Annotated in this window: 33 protein-coding genes, 1 tRNA gene and 2 pseudogenes; 1 reads left to right on the forward strand and 35 read right to left on the reverse strand. The window is 40.4% G+C overall.

What is annotated here, in order from left to right:
* Positions 1–111: 111 nt before the first annotated feature.
* Both H7U01_RS04305 and H7U01_RS04310 read right to left on the reverse strand, forming a co-directional pair.
* Positions 112–2007 carry a M13 family metallopeptidase gene (locus tag H7U01_RS04305; RefSeq protein ID WP_064523541.1) on the reverse strand — a complete coding sequence of 632 codons (1896 nt, stop codon included), beginning with the start codon at positions 2005–2007 and terminating at the stop codon, positions 112–114.
* A gap of 81 nt (positions 2008–2088) precedes the next feature.
* Positions 2089–3123, reverse strand: a pseudogene (locus tag H7U01_RS04310) (alpha-amylase family glycosyl hydrolase); the annotation flags it as partial.
* On the opposite strand from H7U01_RS04310, the pseudogene H7U01_RS04315 reads away from it, so the two are divergent.
* A pseudogene (locus H7U01_RS04315) lies at positions 3119–3646 on the forward strand (UTRA domain-containing protein); the annotation flags it as partial. The pseudogenes H7U01_RS04310 and H7U01_RS04315 sit on opposite strands and share 5 nt — an antisense overlap.
* Before the next feature lie 44 nt (positions 3647–3690).
* Here the strand turns inward: H7U01_RS04315 and H7U01_RS04320 are convergent.
* The 33 genes from H7U01_RS04320 to rplD all read right to left on the reverse strand — a co-directional run bounded on the left by H7U01_RS04320 (position 3691) and on the right by rplD (position 21437).
* Complete coding sequence (locus H7U01_RS04320; protein ID WP_070576053.1) at positions 3691–4251, reverse strand: TIGR01440 family protein; 561 nt, start codon at positions 4249–4251, stop codon at positions 3691–3693.
* A gap of 15 nt (positions 4252–4266) precedes the next feature.
* The gene (locus tag H7U01_RS04325; protein ID WP_080611667.1) at positions 4267–4605 is read right to left on the reverse strand and encodes a hypothetical protein; all 339 of its coding nucleotides are present in this window, start codon (positions 4603–4605) and stop codon (positions 4267–4269) included.
* Between the two features lie 32 nt (positions 4606–4637).
* Positions 4638–4994 carry a hypothetical protein gene (locus H7U01_RS04330; RefSeq protein WP_002892073.1) on the reverse strand — a complete coding sequence of 119 codons (357 nt, stop codon included), beginning with the start codon at positions 4992–4994 and terminating at the stop codon, positions 4638–4640.
* A 300-nt stretch (positions 4995–5294) separates the two neighbouring features.
* Entirely contained in the window at positions 5295–6176 is an 882-nt protein-coding gene (locus H7U01_RS04335; RefSeq protein WP_002885816.1) for a class II fructose-bisphosphate aldolase, read from the reverse strand.
* 145 nt (positions 6177–6321) lie between these two features.
* Positions 6322–6407 (reverse strand) — tRNA-Leu (locus H7U01_RS04340).
* 192 nt (positions 6408–6599) lie between these two features.
* Positions 6600–7895, reverse strand: coding sequence for a gamma-glutamylcysteine synthetase (locus H7U01_RS04345; RefSeq protein WP_080611003.1), 1296 nt, complete (start codon positions 7893–7895; stop codon positions 6600–6602).
* 249 nt (positions 7896–8144) lie between these two features.
* Entirely contained in the window at positions 8145–8531 is a 387-nt protein-coding gene (gene rplQ / locus H7U01_RS04350) for a 50S ribosomal protein L17 (protein ID WP_002885709.1), read from the reverse strand.
* 17 nt (positions 8532–8548) lie between these two features.
* Positions 8549–9487: a DNA-directed RNA polymerase subunit alpha gene (locus tag H7U01_RS04355; RefSeq protein WP_002885793.1), complete on the reverse strand. Its 939-nt coding sequence runs from the start codon at positions 9485–9487 to the stop codon at positions 8549–8551.
* 48 nt (positions 9488–9535) lie between these two features.
* On the reverse strand, positions 9536–9919 hold the full coding sequence (rpsK, locus tag H7U01_RS04360; protein WP_002885718.1) for a 30S ribosomal protein S11: 384 nt from the start codon (positions 9917–9919) through the stop codon (positions 9536–9538).
* A 26-nt stretch (positions 9920–9945) separates the two neighbouring features.
* Entirely contained in the window at positions 9946–10311 is a 366-nt protein-coding gene (gene rpsM / locus H7U01_RS04365; RefSeq protein WP_002885820.1) for a 30S ribosomal protein S13, read from the reverse strand.
* A 17-nt stretch (positions 10312–10328) separates the two neighbouring features.
* The gene (gene rpmJ / locus H7U01_RS04370; RefSeq protein ID WP_000868345.1) at positions 10329–10445 is read right to left on the reverse strand and encodes a 50S ribosomal protein L36; all 117 of its coding nucleotides are present in this window, start codon (positions 10443–10445) and stop codon (positions 10329–10331) included.
* 25 nt (positions 10446–10470) lie between these two features.
* The gene (infA, locus tag H7U01_RS09980) at positions 10471–10689 is read right to left on the reverse strand and encodes a translation initiation factor IF-1 (RefSeq protein ID WP_001040189.1); all 219 of its coding nucleotides are present in this window, start codon (positions 10687–10689) and stop codon (positions 10471–10473) included.
* Positions 10690–10806: 117 nt separating this feature from the next.
* On the reverse strand, positions 10807–11445 hold the full coding sequence (locus H7U01_RS04380) for an adenylate kinase (protein WP_048790850.1): 639 nt from the start codon (positions 11443–11445) through the stop codon (positions 10807–10809).
* Positions 11446–11576: 131 nt separating this feature from the next.
* Positions 11577–12872 (reverse strand): preprotein translocase subunit SecY, encoded by a 1296-nt coding sequence (gene secY, locus H7U01_RS04385; protein WP_002892081.1) that lies wholly within the window; start codon positions 12870–12872, stop codon positions 11577–11579.
* A 16-nt stretch (positions 12873–12888) separates the two neighbouring features.
* The gene (gene rplO / locus H7U01_RS04390; protein WP_002885849.1) at positions 12889–13329 is read right to left on the reverse strand and encodes a 50S ribosomal protein L15; all 441 of its coding nucleotides are present in this window, start codon (positions 13327–13329) and stop codon (positions 12889–12891) included.
* Positions 13330–13456: 127 nt separating this feature from the next.
* Positions 13457–13639, reverse strand: coding sequence for a 50S ribosomal protein L30 (gene rpmD / locus H7U01_RS04395; protein ID WP_002885773.1), 183 nt, complete (start codon positions 13637–13639; stop codon positions 13457–13459).
* Positions 13640–13653: 14 nt separating this feature from the next.
* A complete protein-coding gene (rpsE, locus tag H7U01_RS04400) occupies positions 13654–14148 on the reverse strand; it encodes a 30S ribosomal protein S5 (RefSeq protein WP_002885626.1) in 495 nt (164 codons plus the stop codon).
* Positions 14149–14166: 18 nt separating this feature from the next.
* Complete coding sequence (gene rplR, locus H7U01_RS04405; protein ID WP_002885810.1) at positions 14167–14523, reverse strand: 50S ribosomal protein L18; 357 nt, start codon at positions 14521–14523, stop codon at positions 14167–14169.
* 89 nt (positions 14524–14612) lie between these two features.
* Complete coding sequence (rplF, locus tag H7U01_RS04410; protein ID WP_002887056.1) at positions 14613–15149, reverse strand: 50S ribosomal protein L6; 537 nt, start codon at positions 15147–15149, stop codon at positions 14613–14615.
* A 126-nt stretch (positions 15150–15275) separates the two neighbouring features.
* The gene (rpsH, locus tag H7U01_RS04415; RefSeq protein ID WP_002887509.1) at positions 15276–15674 is read right to left on the reverse strand and encodes a 30S ribosomal protein S8; all 399 of its coding nucleotides are present in this window, start codon (positions 15672–15674) and stop codon (positions 15276–15278) included.
* 122 nt (positions 15675–15796) lie between these two features.
* Positions 15797–15982: a type Z 30S ribosomal protein S14 gene (locus tag H7U01_RS04420; protein ID WP_001085699.1), complete on the reverse strand. Its 186-nt coding sequence runs from the start codon at positions 15980–15982 to the stop codon at positions 15797–15799.
* 17 nt (positions 15983–15999) lie between these two features.
* Entirely contained in the window at positions 16000–16542 is a 543-nt protein-coding gene (gene rplE, locus H7U01_RS04425; protein ID WP_002887058.1) for a 50S ribosomal protein L5, read from the reverse strand.
* A 26-nt stretch (positions 16543–16568) separates the two neighbouring features.
* The gene (gene rplX / locus H7U01_RS04430) at positions 16569–16874 is read right to left on the reverse strand and encodes a 50S ribosomal protein L24 (protein WP_002885874.1); all 306 of its coding nucleotides are present in this window, start codon (positions 16872–16874) and stop codon (positions 16569–16571) included.
* Between the two features lie 80 nt (positions 16875–16954).
* Entirely contained in the window at positions 16955–17323 is a 369-nt protein-coding gene (rplN, locus tag H7U01_RS04435; RefSeq protein ID WP_002885711.1) for a 50S ribosomal protein L14, read from the reverse strand.
* A gap of 24 nt (positions 17324–17347) precedes the next feature.
* Positions 17348–17608 carry a 30S ribosomal protein S17 gene (gene rpsQ, locus H7U01_RS04440; protein WP_002885836.1) on the reverse strand — a complete coding sequence of 87 codons (261 nt, stop codon included), beginning with the start codon at positions 17606–17608 and terminating at the stop codon, positions 17348–17350.
* Positions 17609–17635: 27 nt separating this feature from the next.
* A complete protein-coding gene (rpmC, locus tag H7U01_RS04445; RefSeq protein WP_002885754.1) occupies positions 17636–17842 on the reverse strand; it encodes a 50S ribosomal protein L29 in 207 nt (68 codons plus the stop codon).
* A gap of 9 nt (positions 17843–17851) precedes the next feature.
* Positions 17852–18265, reverse strand: coding sequence for a 50S ribosomal protein L16 (rplP, locus tag H7U01_RS04450; RefSeq protein ID WP_000960950.1), 414 nt, complete (start codon positions 18263–18265; stop codon positions 17852–17854).
* 3 nt (positions 18266–18268) lie between these two features.
* On the reverse strand, positions 18269–18922 hold the full coding sequence (gene rpsC / locus H7U01_RS04455; RefSeq protein WP_002885727.1) for a 30S ribosomal protein S3: 654 nt from the start codon (positions 18920–18922) through the stop codon (positions 18269–18271).
* Positions 18923–18934: 12 nt separating this feature from the next.
* Complete coding sequence (gene rplV / locus H7U01_RS04460; protein ID WP_002887063.1) at positions 18935–19279, reverse strand: 50S ribosomal protein L22; 345 nt, start codon at positions 19277–19279, stop codon at positions 18935–18937.
* Between the two features lie 15 nt (positions 19280–19294).
* Positions 19295–19573 carry a 30S ribosomal protein S19 gene (gene rpsS, locus H7U01_RS04465; RefSeq protein WP_000533765.1) on the reverse strand — a complete coding sequence of 93 codons (279 nt, stop codon included), beginning with the start codon at positions 19571–19573 and terminating at the stop codon, positions 19295–19297.
* Between the two features lie 93 nt (positions 19574–19666).
* Positions 19667–20500, reverse strand: coding sequence for a 50S ribosomal protein L2 (gene rplB, locus H7U01_RS04470; protein WP_002887065.1), 834 nt, complete (start codon positions 20498–20500; stop codon positions 19667–19669).
* A 17-nt stretch (positions 20501–20517) separates the two neighbouring features.
* The gene (locus H7U01_RS04475) at positions 20518–20814 is read right to left on the reverse strand and encodes a 50S ribosomal protein L23 (protein WP_002885771.1); all 297 of its coding nucleotides are present in this window, start codon (positions 20812–20814) and stop codon (positions 20518–20520) included.
* The gene (gene rplD, locus H7U01_RS04480) at positions 20814–21437 is read right to left on the reverse strand and encodes a 50S ribosomal protein L4 (RefSeq protein ID WP_002885795.1); all 624 of its coding nucleotides are present in this window, start codon (positions 21435–21437) and stop codon (positions 20814–20816) included. Before rplD ends, H7U01_RS04475 begins: the two co-directional genes overlap by 1 nt.
* Positions 21438–21445: the final 8 nt, after the last annotated feature.

The raw sequence follows: 21445 nt of genomic DNA on the forward strand, positions 1-21445 counted from the left end.
CTTCACAATCTTTAACACAAGTATATTATAGCGTTTTCTAGTCGCTATGTAAACCCTTACAACGATAAAAAATAAAGAAATCCGTCCATTTTTGGACAGATTTCATCATTATTACCAAATAATCACGCGATCTTCTGGGGCACGCCACATGCCGTCGCCCTCTTTAACGTCAAATTCCTTGTGGAATTCGTCGAAGTTTGGTAGTTGAACATTGGTACGGAGTTTTCCTGGTGCGTGGACATCAACACTTGCAAGAAGTTGCATATATTCTGTCCGAGCTTTCATGCGCCAGATGCGAGCAAAGTTGGTGAAGAATTCTTCTGCTGAAAAATCTTCCTCTTTCTTAGCGGCTTCAAGGGCTGCAGCGATGCCTCCTAGATCTGCCACGTTTTCAGAAACGGTCAATTTCCCGTTAATTTTAGCACCGTAAGAGTCTTGGCCTTCAAACTGATCGATGACTTTTTGGGTACGAGCGGTAAAGGCTTCGTAATCTTCTGGCTTCCACCAGTCTTTCAAGCTACCATTCTCATCAAAGGAAGCACCATTGGTATCAAAGGCGTGTGAAATTTCATGAGCAATGACCGCTCCAATTCCACCGTAGTTAGCTGAGGAAGATTGATGAAGGTCATAGAAAGGTGCCTGCAAAATCGCTGCTGGGAAGACGATTTGGTTTTGTTGCGGATCATAGTAGGCATTGACCATATTAGCCGGCATGTGCCATTCACTACGATCGACCGGTTGGTTCCACTTGCTCCAGCTATGGGCAATCGAAATTTCGTAGAGAGTCTGAGCATTTTCAACCAAGGTTTTGCTCTCGTCGATAACCTTCTTGGCATAAGTTTCTGGTAACTTTTCAGGGTAACCGATATGAGGTGTGATGACATTGAGTTTGACAATGGCTTTTTCACGAGTCTCAGAGGCGAGCCAATCTGCTTTTTCCAGACGATCTTTGTAAACCTCAATCATAGTTGCAACTTTATGCTCTACGTCTGCTTTTGCTTCTGGTGAGAATTTTTCACCTGCATACCAGAGTCCAAGCGCTTGGCTATATGGTACTTCTGCTATTGATAAGGCTGCTTTTTCTTTTGGACGAGGTTCTGGAATACCTGCAATCGTACGACTATATTCACCAGCCAAAACACGGATTTCTTCCGTCAAAAATAGAGTCCAAGAAAGAGCTGCGCCGAGTTTCAATGCAGCATGAAGGGTCTCCCAGTTGGCTGCTGAGTAGAATGTTGGTGCGAATTCCTTCCAGTAACGCTCTTCTGGCACGATGATTTTATCTGGAGTTTGTCCGATTACTTCTGTAAAGAAGGCATCGAGTGGCAATTCTGGGACCAAGGCCTTGAAATCCGCCCACTCATAGGGATGGTAGAGTTTGTTGTACTCTGATTTTTCTTCGTTCGACAAGACATATTTGGCCAATTCTGCGTCCCCTGCAATCACTTTATCCAGAATATCTTTGATTTCTTCCTCTGAGAAATCAAATTTAGATAAGAGTTTTTCCATCATTTGACGCCAGATAGCCAGTAATTCTGGGCCTTTTTCGTTGCCTTCTTCATAATAGGTCGTATCTGGCAAGATGAGAGCCGGTGCTTCTCCCCACAAGACATTCATTTGGGCATTCTTAAAGTCTGGCGACACGCTAAATGGCAAGAGATTTGGTTTGCCAGCTAGTTCATAGGTGCCCAACTTGCTGGTATAGTCTTCAAAAGAAGACAGAGCCTTGATTTCATTGATCAAGGGCATGGCTGGAGCCACACCAGCTACTTCTCGTGCATCAAAATCAGCTACCATCTTGTGGTATTTGACAAAGTTTTGCAGAATGCTATCTTCGGGTAATTCTTCTCCCCGTTGCCATTTTCCGGTAATATCCAACATCAAGTTTTCGATATCTCGATCCAAGTCCATAAAGCCACCAGTCGAAGGTTTATCATCTGGAATGACTGCTGTCTCAGCCCATTTCCCATTGACGTATTCATAAAAATCATCTTGTAAGCGTGTCATTACACTTCCTCCATCAACATTAAAAGTGCTTTCATTATAACAAAATTCCCCAGCAAAAGCATTTACTGAGGAAAGTTTGGCTTATTTTACTAAGATTGCTAGGGTTTGATAAGGCTTAAGACTTACCTTTTCAGCAAGCTCCGCATCGTCATAGTTGGACAAGAGCACGCGCCCTGCTTGGTATTCTTCTGGAATCTCCACTTCAGCTTCACTTCCATAGAAATTATTGAGCACCAAGAGTTTTTGACCGTCTAAGTGGCGTTCAAAGGCGTAGACCTGCTTGCTATCTTCAAGTGCTGGCTGATAGCTTCCTTCTGAAATGATAGGCATTTCTTTGCGCAAGCGAATCAATTCTTTATAGAATTTAAAGATTGGTCCATCGATTTCATTTTCAACGTTGATGTCTTTATAAGATTTACCAACTTTCAACCATGGAGTGCCTGTTGAAAAACCTGCATTTAGAGAAGCATCCCATTGCATGGGCGTACGAGAATTATCACGTGACTTAGCTTGGATAATCTTGAAGGCTTGCTCAGGAGATTTACCTTGGTCCAAGAGCATTTGATAAGCATTGATGGATTCCACATCCACGTAATCTGCCATCGAGTCATACTCTGGATCGATCATCCCGATTTCTTCACCCATGTAGATGTATGGTGTTCCACGTGACAAGTGGATGCTAGCTGCGAGCATGGTAGCCCCTTCATTACGGAAATTCTTAATATCCACAAAGCGATTCAAGGCACGAGGTTGGTCGTGGTTATTCCAAAAGAGGGCACTCCATCCACCACGATCACTCATTTCCTTGCCCCAGGTGTGGTAGAGGCGCTTGAGCTCTTCAAAATCAAAGGGAGCAATGGTCCATTTTTGTCCATCTTCATAGTCCACTTTTAAATGGTGGAAGTTAAAGGCCATAGACAACTCCTGACGTTCCGGTGCCGAATAAAGAACACAGTTATCAATGGTTGTTGAAGACATCTCTCCGACCGTCATAAAACTATCGTCAGAACCAAAGGTCGCTTCATTCATCATGTGAAGATAATCATGCACGATTGGTTTATCCGTATAAGCCGGTTTCCCTTCATTTTCTGGACAATCTACTAAAACTTCGTCCTTTTCTCAAGTTATTAGCCATGAACAAGTGAACTTCCCTGTATCTGACTTAACCAGTTACCAAGAGCTCATAGAACAACAAGGCATTAAATCACAAACCAACGTTATCTCTCTAGATAAAATCATCGTTGACACCAATCTCTCAGAAAAAACTGGATTTTCAAGAAGCCAACAGGTTTGGCGTCTTATTCGGCAAAGAGTCGTTGATGGCTGTGCCTCTGTCGTTGATATTGATTACCTGGATGCGAGGCTTATGCCTCAACTCAACCGTGGCATCGCTGAGAACTCCATCTATGATTACCTTGAGAATCAGCTCCACCTTAGCATTTCTCATGCCTTTAAAGAAATCACAATTGACAACACTACCGAGCAAGACAAAATCCTCATCGATATCGGTAAAGATCACCACGTCGTCTGCATACGCTCAAAAGTTTATCTGAATAATGGAAATCAGTTTCAGTTCACCGAAAGTCGACACAAACTTGAAAAATTCAAATTTGTCGACTATGCCAAGCGTCATCACTAAAACGAATCCAAAAGAAAAAGTATCGAACACTTGTCCGATACTTTTTAGTTTTTACGGATAGGATCTGCTAGATACTCCGCACGAGCACCACCAATCAACTTAGGTCGACTCGCCAAAGCAGTCACATGGGCACCACCTAATTCTGGAGCAATCGGGCGAAGAGGAACTTGGACCCTCTTCACATGCATACCAATAGAGGTATCCCCAATATCGATACCAGCCTGAGCGACAATTTCCTCCACCTCAACAGGATCCTTCATATAGTCGAAAGCAGCCAGCTGACCACTTCCCCCAGCATGCAAGGTCGGAAGAACATTAACAATTTCCAAATCTTTAGCCATGGCGAGCTCACGCTCAACAACCAAAGCACGATTCAGATGTTCGCATCCTTGAACAGCCAAGTAAATTCCTTTAGGTTCCAAAACTTCAAGAATCGTTTTCACAATTCGTTGGCCAATTTCACGGCTAGAGGCTTTTCCGATTATCCCACCAGCGACCTCACTGGAAGACAATCCCAAGACAAAGATAGCTCCTCGCCCAATAGCGGAACGTTCAACAATATCTTCTACAAGCACACGTGTCTTCTCTTCTAAATCTAGCAACATCACAACAGCCCTCCTTTAGACAACAGCTGTATTCAGGATTCGCACAATAAGATAGTACAGAATCACAAAAAAGATAAGGAAAAATACCCCTAATAATAATAACTGCCTACGGCGTTTCTTACTTAGATCCCAAGAGAAACCAAATCCCATCAAAAAAGGACCAACACTATAACTTAGCATAAACCATAAATCTACGCGTGCTATATGCCAAAAAGAAGAAATAAAGGCCACTAAACCTATTAAGGATAATATCCAAGAAAACTCCCAACAATCTGATTTAGCAAAAGCCAAGCCTATTAAGAAGCAGCCCAAGGCAGGCATGATAATAAATGATAGGGTCATAAAATAAAACATGCCATTATTATAGCATGTTTTACAGTTTCATGTTAGTGGCGGTTAATGACACCATAAGCAATAGTGAATGCAATAGCAGCAATACCCACAACGATTGCCATGACAGCCCAGAAAATAGTCATCGCACGGCGTCCCTTGCGATTGTTGAAAGGAAGTCCCCAACCAATCATGATGACACCTAGCAATCCAAGCCAGATTTTATAAGTGATAACAATCGCCGCATCAAAATAGGCAAAAGCAACCAAACCTAAACCTAGCAAAGAAATCAAATAAGACCACTTACCCTTCAAAAATGAAGGCAAGGCCCAACCAAATAACACTAAACCTAGTAGAGCAAGAGCTCCACCACCAAAAAATACAGGTACAATATAATTATCAAACATATTCATATTATAGCATATCTTAAAAAGTTAGGAAATAGAATCTATCAACCAAAGCCATATCCAATCTTTAAAATTTGTTTCCTCTCAATCACAGATTGATTCGCAGATACTAACTATTTATTTGGGTACAAAAAAACAAGACCCAGAAAGGACCTTGTTTTAATAGCCTAATTGCGCTTTGTTTGCACTACATCTATAATCAAAAGGAACTGAGATTTAGAAAGTGTGGCAAATTTGTGGCAAAACATAAGAAAAAGGCTTGTCCATATTGGACAAACCCTTTATTTTCAAGCTTATATAGTCTAATTAAGCTTTGTTTGCTGAACCGAATACGTCGATACGTTCTTCAACAGCTTCTGTAATAGCTTCGAAACCTGGTTTCAAGAATTTACGTGGGTCGAAGAGTTTCTTCTTGTCGTATTCTGCTTCATTTGCTTCGTATTCAGCAACAAATTTACGTGTTGCGTTAGCAAATGCGATTTGACATTCAGTGTTAACGTTAACTTTAGCAACACCAAGTTTGATAGCTTCTTGGATTTGATCATCAGGAATACCTGATCCACCGTGCAATACGATTGGGAAGTTAGGAACAGCTTCTGTCAATTTTTGCAAGTGGTCAAGGTGAAGTCCGCTCCAGTTTTCTGGGTAAGGACCGTGGATGTTACCGATACCTGCTGCAAGGAAGTCGATACCAGTTGCAACCATAGCTTTAGCATCTTCGATTGGTGCCAATTCACCATCACCGATGATACCATCTTCTTCACCACCGATTGTACCAACTTCAGCTTCAACTGATACACCGTTAGCGTGTGCAAATTCAACAACTTTAGCTGCTTTTTCAAGGTTTTCTTCAACTGGAAGGTGTGAACCGTCAAACATAACTGAAGTGTAACCTACACGGATACATTCCAAAGCGTCATTGTAGTGACCGTGGTCAAGGTGAATAGCAACTGGTACAGTGATACCCATTGATTCAACCAATTCTTCGATAAGGACTTTACACAATTTGTAACCACCCATGTACTTAGCTGCACCCATAGAAGTTTGGATAAGTACTGGAGCTTGTTTAGCTTCTGCTGCACGCAAGATAGCTTGAGTCCACTCAAGGTTGTTTGTGTTAAATCCACCAACTGCGTAACCATTATCACGAGCTGCTTGGACAAATTTTTCTGCTGAAACGATTGCCATTATAAAGGCCTCCTATATTTTTTTGGGTTTGAACCCGTTTACAAGTTTATTCTATCACAATTGAACTCAAAAAACTAGCTTTTCTACAATTTGTAAGCGTTTTGATTTTTTAATACAAAAAAACCAGTCATGTGACTGGTTACTCTGCGGAAAGAGGGACTTGAACCCTCACGACCTAAAGCGGTCACAGGATCCTTAGTCCTGCGCGTCTGCCAATTCCGCCATTTCCGCTAACAACATTAGTTATTATATCAAGATTGACAACTCGTGTCAATACTTTTTTGAAAGTTTTTTAATAACTTTCTCTTGTCTCTTTCGAAACAACTATTATATAATACCATTTATTGTTTGCTGACGTCAATACTTTTTTGACTTTTTTTAAATTTTTTAGCAAAAGTTATCTATTATATCTTTTATCAAATGTTAAGCTAAACTCTTATTCAGTTTATCTAATTTCTCTCTAAGGGGAGCTAAGTAAACTTCTTCTCCAAAACCACGCGATTTTAAGCCATCCTCAGCACAAGCCAATAACGATTCTGTCAAAGGTAAAATCATTTTGAGGCCTGTAGCAGAAATATCTTTTTTCGAAAATAAACGACGAATTCTAGGAAAATCATAGTCAAATGCTTCAAAAAAAGGTGAGTCATTCAAAATATTTTCCAGCTTTTCCAAATTGACTAAAAGACCAAGGTGAAAGGCTGCTGGTGCAAAGGTTGATGAGAAAGGTTGAGTACAAACACTGCGAAACTCAATCGTCCCTCGCGTCGTTAAATCTTGGAATTGATAAGAACGGTGAGTCTTAAAATCTTCCTCACTTGGCTCAATAGTGACTACTTCGCCATGAATAGAGTGTGCTTTGACAGATGACGTACTTAGATAGTCTTTAGCACGTATTGGTTCAAAATAGTAGGTTTCATCACCACGCTTAGCAGTAAAAATGGCTGTCTCAGACAAGTAAGAAAAATAGTCATCTTCGCTCTTAAACACCTTGGGAAATACCCCTGCATTTTCCTCAAACACACCATGCATGGAATTCTCCCAGAAAACATCACGAGAAAGCGCTAAATCCCAATCAGAACCCCAAAATTCAGAGTTTGCCAATAATACTGCCTTGGGTCCCTCTATTTGATTAAAAGCATTTAAAACCCTTAAATAGGACGTTTTTGAAACATCTAACTGTACCTGACTCCCACAGATGAAAGAACCATATTCTGGATAATCATGAAAGAAAGGATCCTTCTTTGCTTTAGATAGCTCGAGAAAATCCATAAGCATCTCATAACGAGGAGATTTAACAGGTCTGTTGTCATTTTTTTCCCAGTTTGGATTCACTCCCCAACCTTGCAACTCATGATTATGATTCTGAAGATAAGGTTGGATTATACCGAGGTAAGTATCCAAACGTTCCTCTACCTCAGAGATTCTTTCAGCCTTTGCAAAAGCAAACTCAATCGTATTGTAAGAGACCTCAAAAAGAATCATATCTCCAGAAGCTTTATCAATAAGCTGAATAGGATTGTTATCAGAATCATACTTATCAGCTTGAAAATCAAAATTATCCATGAGATAGACTAGTAACTGTTTTGTAAGAGAGACATCTGTCGCATTACCACTCAAATTAACGACAGGGTATTCCAACTCAATCCCCACAAATAATTCAGGTTGCTCCTTAATTGGCTCATAGTACCTTTGCTTAAGCAGTTCCTTGGCTGTTGTCAAAATAATGTCCCCCTTTTTGAAATAAGCTTATTCCATTATATCAAAATATTCAGACGATTTATAGCCCAAAAAAACGCCTGCTTACGAAAAATAACAGTATTACCTTTCGTAAACAAGCGTTACATGCTTATTTATTCCCATTTTTATGATGAGTGTTCCCGCTAGGCGTATGCCCAGCGGTAGACCAGAGCTAGACTAAGAAAAGCTAAGCTATTCCATCATCATAACACTCAACAAAATTGATAAAAATTAAACAAGTTCGATGATTGCCATTGGGGCAGCATCGCCACGACGTGGTTCTGTTTTAAGGATACGAGTGTATCCACCGTTACGTTCAGCATAACGAGGTGCGATTTCTGAGAAAAGTTTTTGAAGAGCAGTTGTTGATGTATATTTATCAGTTGCTTCATCATAGCTTTCAGATGCAATTTCGTTACGTACAAATGCAGCTGCTTGACGACGTGCGTGCAAATCACCACGTTTACCAAGAGTAATCATTTTTTCAACTGTTTTACGGATTTCTTTAGCACGTGCTTCAGTTGTAACGATTGCTTCGTTAATGATAAGATCTGTAGTCAAATCACGAAGAACCGCTTTACGTTGTGAGCTTGTGCGTCCAAGTTTACGGTAAGCCATGTTATCCTCCTATATTATTATTTATCGTTTTTGAGTCCAAGTCCAAGATCAGCCAACTTAACTTTGACTTCTTCAAGAGATTTACGACCTAGGTTACGGACTTTCATCATTTCAGGCTCAGTTTTTTCTGTCAAATCATGAACGGTATTAATACCGGCACGTTTCAAACAGTTATATGAGCGTACAGACAAATCAAGTTCTTCGATGGTACGGTCAAGCACCTTTTCATCGTTCACTTTTTCAGTTTCTTTCATTACATCAGTAGCTTTAGCAACATCAGTAAGGTCAGTAAACAAGTTCAAGTGTTCAATCAAAACGCGAGCCGAGAGACCGAGGGCATCTTCAGGGATGATTGTTCCGTTTGTCATGATTTCGATTGTCAATTTATCAAAACCATCATTGCTACCTACACGGGCAGGTTCAACTTGATAATTGACTTTTTTCACTGGTGTGTAGATTGAATCTACAGCCAATGTTCCCACTGGTGCATCGTCTTTCTTGTTTTCATCTGCTGGAACATAACCACGGTTTGTAGCTACTGTCATAGTCGCTTTCAAAGAAGCGCCGTCAGCGATAGTGAAAAGATAATGATCAGGGTTAACAATTTCAATGTCGCTATCAGTCAAGATGTCTCCAGCAGTAACTTCAGCTGGACCTTGGACATCAAGTTCAATTGTCTTTTCGTCTTCGACGTAAGATTTTACAGCAAGTCCTTTAATATTAAGGATGATTTGCATCACGTCTTCACGGACGCCTGGTACGGTATCAAATTCGTGGAGTACTCCATCAATCTTAATTGATGTTACGGCAGCACCTGGAAGTGATGACAAAAGTACACGACGAAGAGAGTTACCCAAAGTTGTACCATAACCACGTTCTAGTGGTTCGATGACAAATTTGCCGTAATCTTTATTTTCATCAATTTTTGTTATTATTGGTTTTTCAAACTCAATCATTTATTATACTCCCTCGAAACGAACCTTGTGTACTATTGTTATTAAAGATTACACACGACGACGTTTTGGAGGACGACAACCATTATGTGGTACAGGTGTTACATCACGGATTGCTGTTACTTCAAGACCTGCAGCAGCAAGAGCACGGATAGCAGACTCACGACCTGAACCAGGACCTTTAACAGTTACTTCAACTGTTTTAAGACCATGTTCTTGTGCAGATTTAGCAGCAGCTTCTGAAGCCATTTGTGCAGCAAATGGTGTAGATTTACGAGAACCTTTGAAACCAAGAGCACCAGCTGATGACCATGCTACAGCGTTACCATGCACATCTGTAATCATAACAATAGTGTTATTGAAAGTAGCGTGAATGTGAGCAATACCAGATTCGATATTCTTTTTCACACGACGTTTACGTGTTGGTTTAGCCAATGTTTTTACCTCCTATTTTATTTTAATTATTTTTTCTTACCTGCAATCGCAACAGCTTTACCTTTACGAGTGCGGGCATTGTTTTTAGTGTTTTGTCCACGGACAGGAAGTCCACGACGGTGACGGATACCACGGTATGAACCGATTTCCATCAAACGTTTGATGTTAAGGTTAACTTCACGACGAAGGTCACCTTCAACTTTGATTGCATCCACTTCGCGACGGATAGCGTCTTCTTGATCATTTGTCAAATCTTTAACGCGGATGTCTTCAGAAACGCCTGCAGCAGCCAAGATTTTCTTAGATGTTGCAAGTCCGATACCGTATACGTAAGTAAGTGAAATTACTACACGTTTATCGTTTGGAATGTCAACTCCAGCAATACGAGCCATGATTTCTCCTTTCTATATTATCCTTGACGTTGTTTGTGTTTTGGATTTGTTGGACAAATTACCATAACACGACCGTTACGACGAATAACTTTACAGTATTCGCAAATTGGTTTAACCGATGGTCTTACCTTCATGTTTCAATCCCTCCAATTATTTCGATTATTTAAAGCGGTATGTGATGCGTCCACGTGTCAAATCATAAGGACTCATTTCAACAGTCACACGGTCACCGACCAAAATACGAATGTAGTTTTTACGGATTTTACCAGAAACTGTCGCCAAAATTTGGTGTCCATTTTCCAATTCAACAGTAAACATAGCATTAGGCATAGTTTCTACAACTTTACCTTCAATTTCAATCACGTCTTCTTTTGCCACGCAAAAGTACCCCCTAAAATTTCGATTTGATTTCCTCTGAGCACAGAGGTAACAATTATAAGTCAGACTAAAGTATTATAACATGCTTAAGTCTGATACGCAAGTAAGATTATATAATTATTTAATTGCTGCAATCGCTTTTTTAACATCAGCGAATACATCGTCGATATCTTGGTTACCTTGAATATCTGATACAAGACCAAGCTCACGGTAATGTGCAATAATTGGCTCCCCTTGAGCAATATTCACATCCAAGCGGCGTTTCACTGTTTCTGGTTTGTCATCTTCACGTTGGTAATAGTCTTCTTCCTTGTAGTCAGCTGGTGGGTTGAATACTTTATGGTAAGTTTCACCTGTTTCGCGGTGAATAATACGACCACTCAAGCGTTCAAGAAGGCAAGATGGATCCACTTCGATATTGATTACTCCATCAAGCTCCAAACCAAGATCAACCAAGATTTGATCCAAGGAATGAGCTTGTTCGATTGTGCGAGGAAAACCATCCAAAAGGAATCCTTTTTCCTTAATGTCGTCTTGAGCCAAACGCTCTTTAACGATTCCGTTTGTTACTTCATCTGGTACCAATTCACCTTTATCGATGAATGATTTGGCCAAAACACCCATTTCAGTTTGGTTAGCCATAGCAGCACGGAACATATCACCAGTTGAGATGTGAGCTACACCAAATTCTTCAACAATTTTTGCAGCTTGAGTCCCTTTACCAGCACCTGGTAGACCCATAATTAAAAGATTCATCTTACGAACTCCTTATTTTTGTTTTCAAATAACTCTATCAAAGTTTAAAAACATTGGTAGAGTTATCAAAAAACAAAAGAGAAGGGACAGAAAGTAACCTTTCTTTCCCTCTCAATTGTTCATGAGAAGACTTAGTCTTCAAGATTCATAAATCCAACGTACTGACGTTTCAATAGGTAACCTTCGAGTTGTTTCATACCTTCGATACCAGTTGAAATCAAGATCAAGAGAGATGTACCACCAAGCGCGATTGAGCTTGTAAGGTGCATAAATTGTTGAGCCGCAATTGGAGCCAATGAAATAAACGCGAGAAATACAGCCCCGATTGTTGCCAATCTCTTAAGCAATGAAGACATGTACTTTTCAGTCTCACGACCTGGACGAACACTAGGAATGTAAGACCCATTCTTTTGAAGATTTTCAGCAGTTTTTTCAGGATTTACTTGGACAAATGTGTAGAAGAATGAGAACAAGATAATCAATATCGCGTAAGTAATCATTCCACTAGGTGTATTATACGAGAGTAGTCCTTGTAAGTGTGATAACCATGTAACCTTCGAGAAGAATGGAAGAATAGTACTAGGAATTGTTGTAATCGAGCTAGCAAAGATAACGGGAATAACACCAGCTGGATTAACTTTCAATGGAAGGTAAGAACTCGTTGGAGCTCCTTGAACCAATTTAGTATATTGAATTGGAATTTGATATTCTGCCTGTTGAACAAATGTCGTAAAGAAGACAATCGCCAAACCTACCACAATTAGCAAAGCAACTATGATATATGAACGAGTCAATTCTCCTGAACGAACGTTGACAAAGAAATCCTCGTAAATTGTTGAGAACATTTTTGGAATAGAAGCAATGATCCCTGAAAAGATAATCATTGACACACCATTACCAAAACCTTTATCTGTGATTTGTTCACCAAGCCATGTCACAATTATGCTACCAGCAGTTAGAATTGTCCCAATCAATAGGTAGGTTGAAACATTTGGTGTTTTAACCAATGAAATTGATGAGAGAGTATTAAAACTTGCTGTAATACCAATCGATTGAACAAAGGCTAAAACAAGAGTGATGTAGCGAGTCGCTTGGTTCAATTTACGACGACCAACTTCCCCTTGTTTGCCCCACTCTACAAATTTTGGATAAATATCCATCTGCAAAAGTTGGACAATGATTGATGCTGTAATGTAAGGACTAACCCCCATCGAGAAGATAGAGAAGTTATTCATGGCATTACCAGACACCAAGTTAAGCATGTTCAAGAAAGGTAAATCACTTAATTGTTTCAAACTTTCCGCATTGATACCAGGAACTGTTACATGAGTCCCTACACGAAAAACGAAAATAATGAAGATTGTAAATAAAATCTTATTACGAACGTTTTTGACTTTCAATGCGTCTTTTAATAGTTTAAAGAACATAATGAGTTACCCCTCATTAGATGACTTCGATTGAACCACCTTTAGCAGTGATAGCTGCTTCAGCAGATTTTGAGAATTTAGCTGCTTTAACAGTCAATTTCTTAGTCAATTCGCCGTTACCAAGAACTTTAACGCCTGATTTTTCAGCACGAACGATTCCAGCTTCTTTAAGAACTGCTGGAGTTACTTCTGTACCATCTTCAAAGACGTTCAATTGATCAAGGTTTACAAGTGCGTATTCTTTAGCGTTGATGTTAGTGAATCCACGTTTTGGAAGACGACGGAACAATGGAGTTTGTCCACCTTCAAATCCTGGACGTACGCCACCACCGCTACGAGCTTTTTGACCTTTTTGACCACGGCCTGAAGTTTTACCGTTACCAGATGAAGTACCACGACCTACACGGTTACGGACTTTACGAGAACCTTCAGCAGGTTTCAATTCATGAAGTTTCATTATTATTTTCTCCTCTTTTTGTAAAATGCTAGCGCCTCTAACCAAGTAAGGTAGCTCAATTAGAAACTCGCCTATACATGAAATTCAGTTTAAGTCGCAAGGGAACCCTCACGACTTAAATCAATTTTTATTTAACGTCTTCCACAGTTACCAAGTGAGATACTGCGTTGACCATACCACGGATAGCAGCGTTGTCTTCTTTAACAACTGAGCTATTCAATTTACCAAGTCCAAGAGCAACAACTGTTTTACGTTGTTCTGGTTTGCGTCCGATTGGAGACTTAGTCAAAGTAATTTTAATTTGAGCCATTGTTATCTCCTTTCTTATGCCAAGTCAGATACTGAGATGCCACGAAGAGCCGCAACTTCTTCAGCACGTTTAAGTTGTTTCAATCCTTCAACAGTCGCACGAACGATGTTGATTGGAGTGTTTGAACCGAGTGATTTAGATGTTACATCAGCAACACCCGCCAATTCGATGACGGCACGAACTGCACCACCAGCGGCAACCCCAGCCCCTTCAACAGCTGGTTTCAACAATACTTTCGCTCCACCAAATTCTGAACGAACTTCGTGAGGAATAGTTGTACCAACCATAGGAACTTCGATAAGGTTTTTCTTAGCTGCTTCAACTGCTTTACGGATAGCTTCTGGAACCTCTTGAGATTTACCAGTACCAAATCCTACGCGACCATTACGGTCACCAACAACAACAAGAGCAGCAAAACGCATGTTGCGTCCACCTTTTACAACTTTAGTAACACGGTTGATAGCAACTACGCGTTCTTCAAGTTCTACTGCATTATCTTTAAATGCCATTATTAAGTGTCCTCCCTATTAGAATTTCAATCCGTTTTCACGAGCTGAGTCAGCCAAAGCTTTAACACGTCCGTGATAGAGATATCCACCGCGGTCAAACACCACTTCAGAAATACCTTTAGCTACTGCGCGTTCAGCAACAAGTTTACCGACAACAACGGCTTGTTCTGTTTTAGTTCCTTTAGAAACTTCTTTATCAAGAGTTGATGCACTTGCGAGCGTTACACCCGCTACGTCATCAATAACTTGAGCGTAGATGCCTGTATTAGAACGGAAAATGTTCAAACGTGGGCGATCAGCAGTTCCAGAGAGTTTTCCGCGAACGCGACGGTGGCGTTTTTGGCGGAGTTTGTTTTTATCTGGTTTCGAAATCACAATTTTCACCTCTTAATTATAATGCTTGCTCATGAGAGCTTTTGGTAAAGAGACAATCCAAAAAGAATTGCCAAAAGGATAAAATCCTATTATTTACCAGTTTTACCTTCTTTACGACGTACGTATTCACCAACGTAACGGATACCTTTACCTTTGTAAGGTTCTGGTGAACGAAGGCTACGGATGTAAGCAGCTGTTTGACCAACAACTTCTTTGTTAATACCACTTACAACGATTGAAGTTGCAGATGGTACTTCAAAAGTAATACCTTCTGGAGCTTCAACTTCGTCTTGGTGAGATTTACCAACTGAAAGAACAAGTTTTGTTCCTTGGAGTTGCGCACGATATCCGACACCGCGCATTTCAAGTTCTTTTTTGAAACCTTCAGAAACACCAACAACCATGTTGTTCAAGTTTGCACGTGAAGTACCGTGGATTGTTTTGTTTTCTTTTGAGTCGTTTGGACGGTGAAGTGTAACTTCGTTGCCTTCAACTTTGATTTCAATGTTTTTGTTAAACTCACGAGTGAGTTCGCCTTTAGGTCCTTTAACAGTAACAACGTTATCGTTGTTTGTTACTTCAACACCAGCAGGCAAAGTAATAACTTTATTACCAATACGTGACATAGTATTTAATTCTCCTGTTAGATTATCAAGCCACAAAGTGACTAGTTTTCACGGGGATGAGTTTCATTGAATATAATCAACGAAACTCGCACAAATCATTTGAGATAAGTGCTTAGTATCAGCTTCTTACCAAACGTAAGCGATAACTTCTCCACCAACGTTCTTTTGACGAGCTTCTTTGTCAGTCAAAAGACCTTCTGAAGTAGAGATGATCGCGATTCCAAGTCCGTTAAGAACTTTAGGAACATCTTCACGTTTAGAGTAAACACGAAGACCTGGTTTTGAGATACGTTTCAAGTTAGTGATAACACGTTCACCGTTTTGTCCGTATTTCAAGAATACGCGGATGATACCTTGTTTGTCATCTTCGATAACTTCAACGTTTTTTACGAAACCTTCACGTTTAAGGATGTCAGCGATACCTTTTTTAATGTTTGATGCAGGTACTTCAAGTACTTCGTGTTTAGCTTGGTTAGCGTTACGAATACGTGTCAAGAAATCTGCAATTGGGTCAGTCATAACCATTTTATATTTTCTCCTCTTACTAGTAGTTTGAATAATTCACTTGCTAGTTAATGATTGAGCTAGGCTCAGATTGTGTTTAATACAATCAAATTAGGTAAAACTAAATTGATTGTACCATGTTTTTACCAAGAAGCTTTGGTAACACCTGGAATTTGACCTTTGTAAGCCAATTCACGGAAGCAAACACGGCAAAGTTTAAATTTGCGATAAACTGAGTGTGGACGTCCACAACGTTCGCAACGAGTGTAAGCTTGCGTAGAGAACTTCGCAGGGCGTTTGTTCTTAGCAATCATTGATTTTTTAGCCAATTTATTTACCTCCTAGATTATTTTGCAAAAGGCATTCCAAGGCCTTTAAGCAATTCACGACCTTCTTCGTCAGTGTTAGCAGTAGTTACGATAACGATATCCATACCACGTACTTTATCAACATCGTCGAAGTTGATTTCTGGGAAGATAAGTTGTTCTTTAACACCAAGTGTGTAGTTACCACGTCCATCAAATGATTTAGTTGGAACACCATGGAAGTCACGAACACGTGGAAGTGATACTGATACCAATTTATCCAAGAATTCGTACATGCGTTCACCACGAAGGGTAACTTTAGCACCGATCGCTACACCTTCACGAAGACGGAAGCCAGCGATTGATTTCTTAGCTTTAGTAATCAATGGTTTTTGACCTGAAATAAGTGCCAACTCAGCAGCAGCTTTTTCAAGAGTTTTAGCGTTGTTTACAGCTTCACCAACACCCATGTTGATAACGATTTTATCAACTTTTGGCACAGCCATAACTGAAGAATAGTTAAATTTTTCAGTCAAAGCTGGAATTACTTCGTTAGTGTATTTTTCTTTAAGACGGTTAGCCATTTAATACTTTCTCCTTTCCTTCGTGATTAGTCAAGCACTTCGCCTGATTTTTTGTTGTAACGAACTTTTTTGCCGTCAACAACTTTGTAACCTACACGTCCAGCTACACCGTTCTTGTCAAGAACTTGAACGTTTGAAGCGTGGATTGGTGCTTCTTTTTCCACGATAGCACCTTGAGGGTTTTCTGCTGATGGTTTTTGGTGTTTTTTGATGATTGCAACACCTTCAACAACAACTTTGTTTACTTTTGGAAGAGCTTTAAGAACTACTGCTTCAGTTCCTTTGTCTTTACCAGCAATAACGCGAACTTTATCGCCTTTTTTTACAAACATTTGAGTATTTCTCCTATTATTTCTTACGCCCTAATGGGCACCCTGAATATATCAGGGGACTAAGTTTGTGTTAATTCAGATTAAAGTACTTCTGGCGCCAAAGATACGATACGCATGTATCCACCTTCACGCAATTCACGTGCAACAGGGCCAAAGATACGAGTTCCACGAGGAGTTTTGTCATCGCGGATGATTACTGCAGCGTTGTCATCAAACTTGATGTATGAACCGTCTGGACGGCGAGCACCAGTTTTTGTACGAACGATAACAGCTTTAACAACATCACCTTTTTTAACAGCTCCACCTGGTGTAGCTTGTTTAACAGTTGCAACGATAACGTCGCCGATGTTAGCGAATTTACGTCCTGAACCACCAAGAACCTTGATAGTCAAGATTTCACGAGCACCGCTATTATCAGCAACTTTTAAGCGACTTTCTTGTTGAATCATTTCAATTGTCTCCTTTTAGTTTTATTAGATAATAACAGCTTCTTCCACAACTTCTACAAGACGGAAGCGTTTTGTAGCTGAAAGTGGGCGAGTTTCCATGATACGAACGATATCGCCTTCTTTAGCAACGTTGTTTTCATCATGTGCTTTGTATTTTTTAGAATAGTTGATACGTTTACCATAGACTGGGTGGTTACGTTTAGTTTCAACTACAACTGTGATTGTTTTATCCATCTTGTCAGATACTACGCGTCCAACAAGGGTTTTACGTTGATTACGTTCCATTATTAGAATTGCTCCTTTCCCAATCTATTATTTGATTTCAGATTGCACAGTTTTAACACGTGCAATTTGTTTTTTCACTTCGTTCAAACGGGCAGTTTGATCAAGTTGACCTGCTGCAGCTTGGAAACGAAGGTCGAAAAGTTCTTTCTTAAGTTCGTTTTCTTTTTTAGCAAGCTCTTCTTGAGACAAGCCACGAAGCTCAGCAACAAACTTTTTGATTTCTTCAAGTTTCATGTCTTCTCCTTATTCTGCTTCACGTTTCACGAATTTACATTTAACTGGCAATTTGTGGCTAGCAAGACGAAGCGCTTCACGTGCAACTTCTTCAGAAACACCTGCGATTTCGAACATTACTTTACCACGTTTAACTGGTGCTACCCAACCTTCAGGTGCCCCTTTACCAGAACCCATACGTACACCGATAGCTTTAGCAGTGTATGATTTGTGTGGGAAGATCTTGATCCAAACCTTACCACCACGTTTCATGTAACGAGTCATGGCAATACGAGCAGCCTCGATTTGACGGTTTGTGATCCAGTGGCTAGTTGTAGCTTGAAGACCGTATTCACCGAATGATACTTCTTTACCACCTTTAGCCTCACCGCGCATTTTTCCACGGAATTCACGACGGTGTTTAACACGTTTAGGTACTAACATTTGTTATTTGCCTCCTTTAGTGTTTTTACGAGCTGGAAGAACTTCTCCACGGTAGATCCAAACTTTAACACCAAGTTTACCGTAAGTTGTGTCAGCTTCTTCCCAAGCGTAATCGATATCAGCGCGAAGTGTGTGAAGTGGAACTGTACCTTCAGAGTATCCTTCTGCACGGGCGATATCTGCACCGTTCAAACGACCTGATACTTGAGTTTTGATTCCTTTAGCTCCAGCACGCATTGCACGTTGGATAGCTTGTTTTTGTGCACGACGGAAAGCAACACGTTGCTCAAGTTGGCGAGCAATTGTTTCACCAACAAGGTGAGCGTCCAAATCAGGTTTCTTGATTTCAACGATGTTGATGTGTACTTGTTTTCCAGTCAATTTGTTAAGTTGAGCGCGAAGAGCGTCAACGTTTGATCCACCTTTACCGATAACCATACCTGGTTTAGCAGTGTGAAGTGAAACAATAACTTTGTTTACAGCACGTTCGATTTCAATAGTTGAAACTGAAGCGTCTGCAAGTTCTTTTTGAATGAATTTGCGGATTGCCAAATCTTCGTGAAGGTAATCTGCGTATTCTTTTTCAGCATACCATTTCGCATCCCAGTCACGGATGATCCCGACACGCATACCAATTGGATGTACTTTTTGACCCACGAGTTTACCTCCTTATTTTTCTGACACAACTACAGTTACGTGAGTTGTGCGTTTGTTGATTGGTGAAGCTGAACCTTTCGCACGTGGACGGAAACGTTTCATTGTTGGTCCTTCGTTTGCGAATGTTTCAGATACTACCAAGTTAGCTTTTTCCAAACCAAAGTTGTTTTCTGCGTTAGCGATAGCAGAGTTAAGAGTTTTCTCAACAATGCGTGCTGCTTTGTTTGGAGTGAATTTCAAGATTGCGATTGCATCAGCAACGTTCTTACCACGGATAAGATCAAGAACAAGACGTGTTTTACGAGGTGAAACACGCACTGTACGAGCCATTGCTTTAGCTGAAGTAATTTCTGCCATTGTGTCCTCCTCCTATTAACGACGTGTTTTCTTATCGTCAGCTGCGTGACCTTTGTAAGTACGAGTTGGTGCAAATTCACCAAGTTTGTGACCTACCATGTCTTCTTGGATGTAAACAGGAACGTGTTTACGTCCATCATAAACTGCGATAGTGTATCCGATGAAACTTGGGAAAATCGTTGAACGACGTGACCAAGTTTTAATTACTTTTTTCTTTTCGTCATTTGCTTGAGCTTCAACTTTTTTCATCAAATGCTCATCGACGAAAGGTCCTTTTTTAAGACTACGTCCCATTTTGTAGTTTTCTCCTTTAAATTGAATGTACCACAGCGGCTTGCACTAAGAAGCGCTACCGAGTTGGCGGATGTTATGTGCTAAGCGACTAAATTATTTTTCGTTACGACGACGAACGATAAGTTTGTCAGATTTAGCTTTCTTGTTACGAGTTTTAAGACCAAGCGCAGGTTTACCCCATGGAGTAGATGGCGCTTTACGTCCAACTGGTGCTTTACCTTCACCACCACCGTGTGGGTGATCGTTAGGGTTCATTACAGAACCACGAACTGTTGGGCGAATACCTTTCCAGCGATTACGGCCGGCTTTACCAAGGTTGATAAGTGATTGTTGTTCGTTACCTACAGTACCGATAGTTGCACGACATGTACCAAGAACCATACGAACTTCGCCAGATTGAAGACGAACAAGTACGTATTTACCTTCTTGACCCAAAACTTGAGCAGAAGCACCAGCGGCACGGATAAGTTCAGCACCTTTACCTGGTTGAAGCTCAATGTTGTGGATAACTGTACCAACTGGGATGTTTGCAAGTGGAAGAGCGTTACCAATCTTGATATCCGCATCTGGACCTGAAACGATACGTTGACCTACTTCAAGACCTTTAGGTGCGATGATGTAAGCTTTAACCCCGTCAGTGTAGTGTACAAGAGCGATGTTTGCAGTACGGTTTGGATCATACTCAATTGTTTTAACAACTGCTTCAACGCCATCTTTGTTACGTTTGAAGTCAATCAAACGGTAGTGACGTTTGTGTCCGCCACCTTGGTGACGTACAGTGATACGACCGTTGTTGTTACGACCAGCTTTGTTCTTAAGAGAAACAAGCAATGATTTTTCAGGAGTGCTTGTAGTGATTTCTGCGAAATCCAAAGAAGTCATGTTACGACGGCCATTTGTCGTTGGTTTATAAACTTTAATACCCACGTTAATTTCTCCTTTGATTATTCAGCTTCAGCTGCAAACAACTCGATTGCTTTAGAATCAGCTGTAAGAGTGATGATAGCTTTTTTAGTTTTTGAAGTGAAACCAGTGTAACGTCCAACACGTTTTTGTTTTGGTTTAACAGTTACAGTGTTCACGCTAGCAACTTTAACACCTTCAAATGCAGCTTCAACTGCTTGTTTGATCAAGAGTTTGTGTGCACGTGTATCAACTTCGAAAGTGTATTTTCCTGCTTCAAGAGCAACCATAGATTTCTCAGTGATAACAGGTTTTTTGATTACGTCATACAAATTCATTATGCAAGAACCTCCTCGATTGATGAGATAGCTTCTTTAGTAACAAGAAGTTTATCTGCGTTTACGATGTCAAGTACACTTGCAGTTGCAGGAGTTGCAACAGTTACGTTTGCAAGGTTACGTGCTGAAAGTTCAGCGAATTTGTTTCCTTCTTCAACGATAACAAGTACTTTAGAATCGATGCTAAGAGCTGAAAGAACGTTTGCGAATTCAGCAGTTTTTGGAGCTGCAAATGAAAGAGCTTCAACCGCTACAAATTTATCTTCTGCAACTTTAGCTGAGTAAACAGATTTCAATGCAAGGCGACGAACTTTTTGAGGAAGTTTGTATCCGTATGAACGTGGAGTTGGTCCGAAGACAACACCACCACCACGCCATTGTGGTGAGCGGATAGAACCTTGACGAGCACGTCCAGTTCCTTTTTGACGCCATGGTTTACGTCCACCACCTGATACTGCTGAACGGTTTTTAACCGCGTGAGTACCTTGGCGAAGGCTAGCACGTTGGCTGATTACGACATCAAATACTACTGATTCGTTTGGTTCGATACCGAAGATAGCGTCGTTAAGTTCAACTGTGCTAACTTCTTTACCAGTTTGGTCAAATAGTTTTACGTTTGCCATTTTTAACT

Source organism: Streptococcus sp. 21.1, from assembly GCF_016648635.1.
In the GTDB taxonomy this organism is placed as follows: domain Bacteria; phylum Bacillota; class Bacilli; order Lactobacillales; family Streptococcaceae; genus Streptococcus.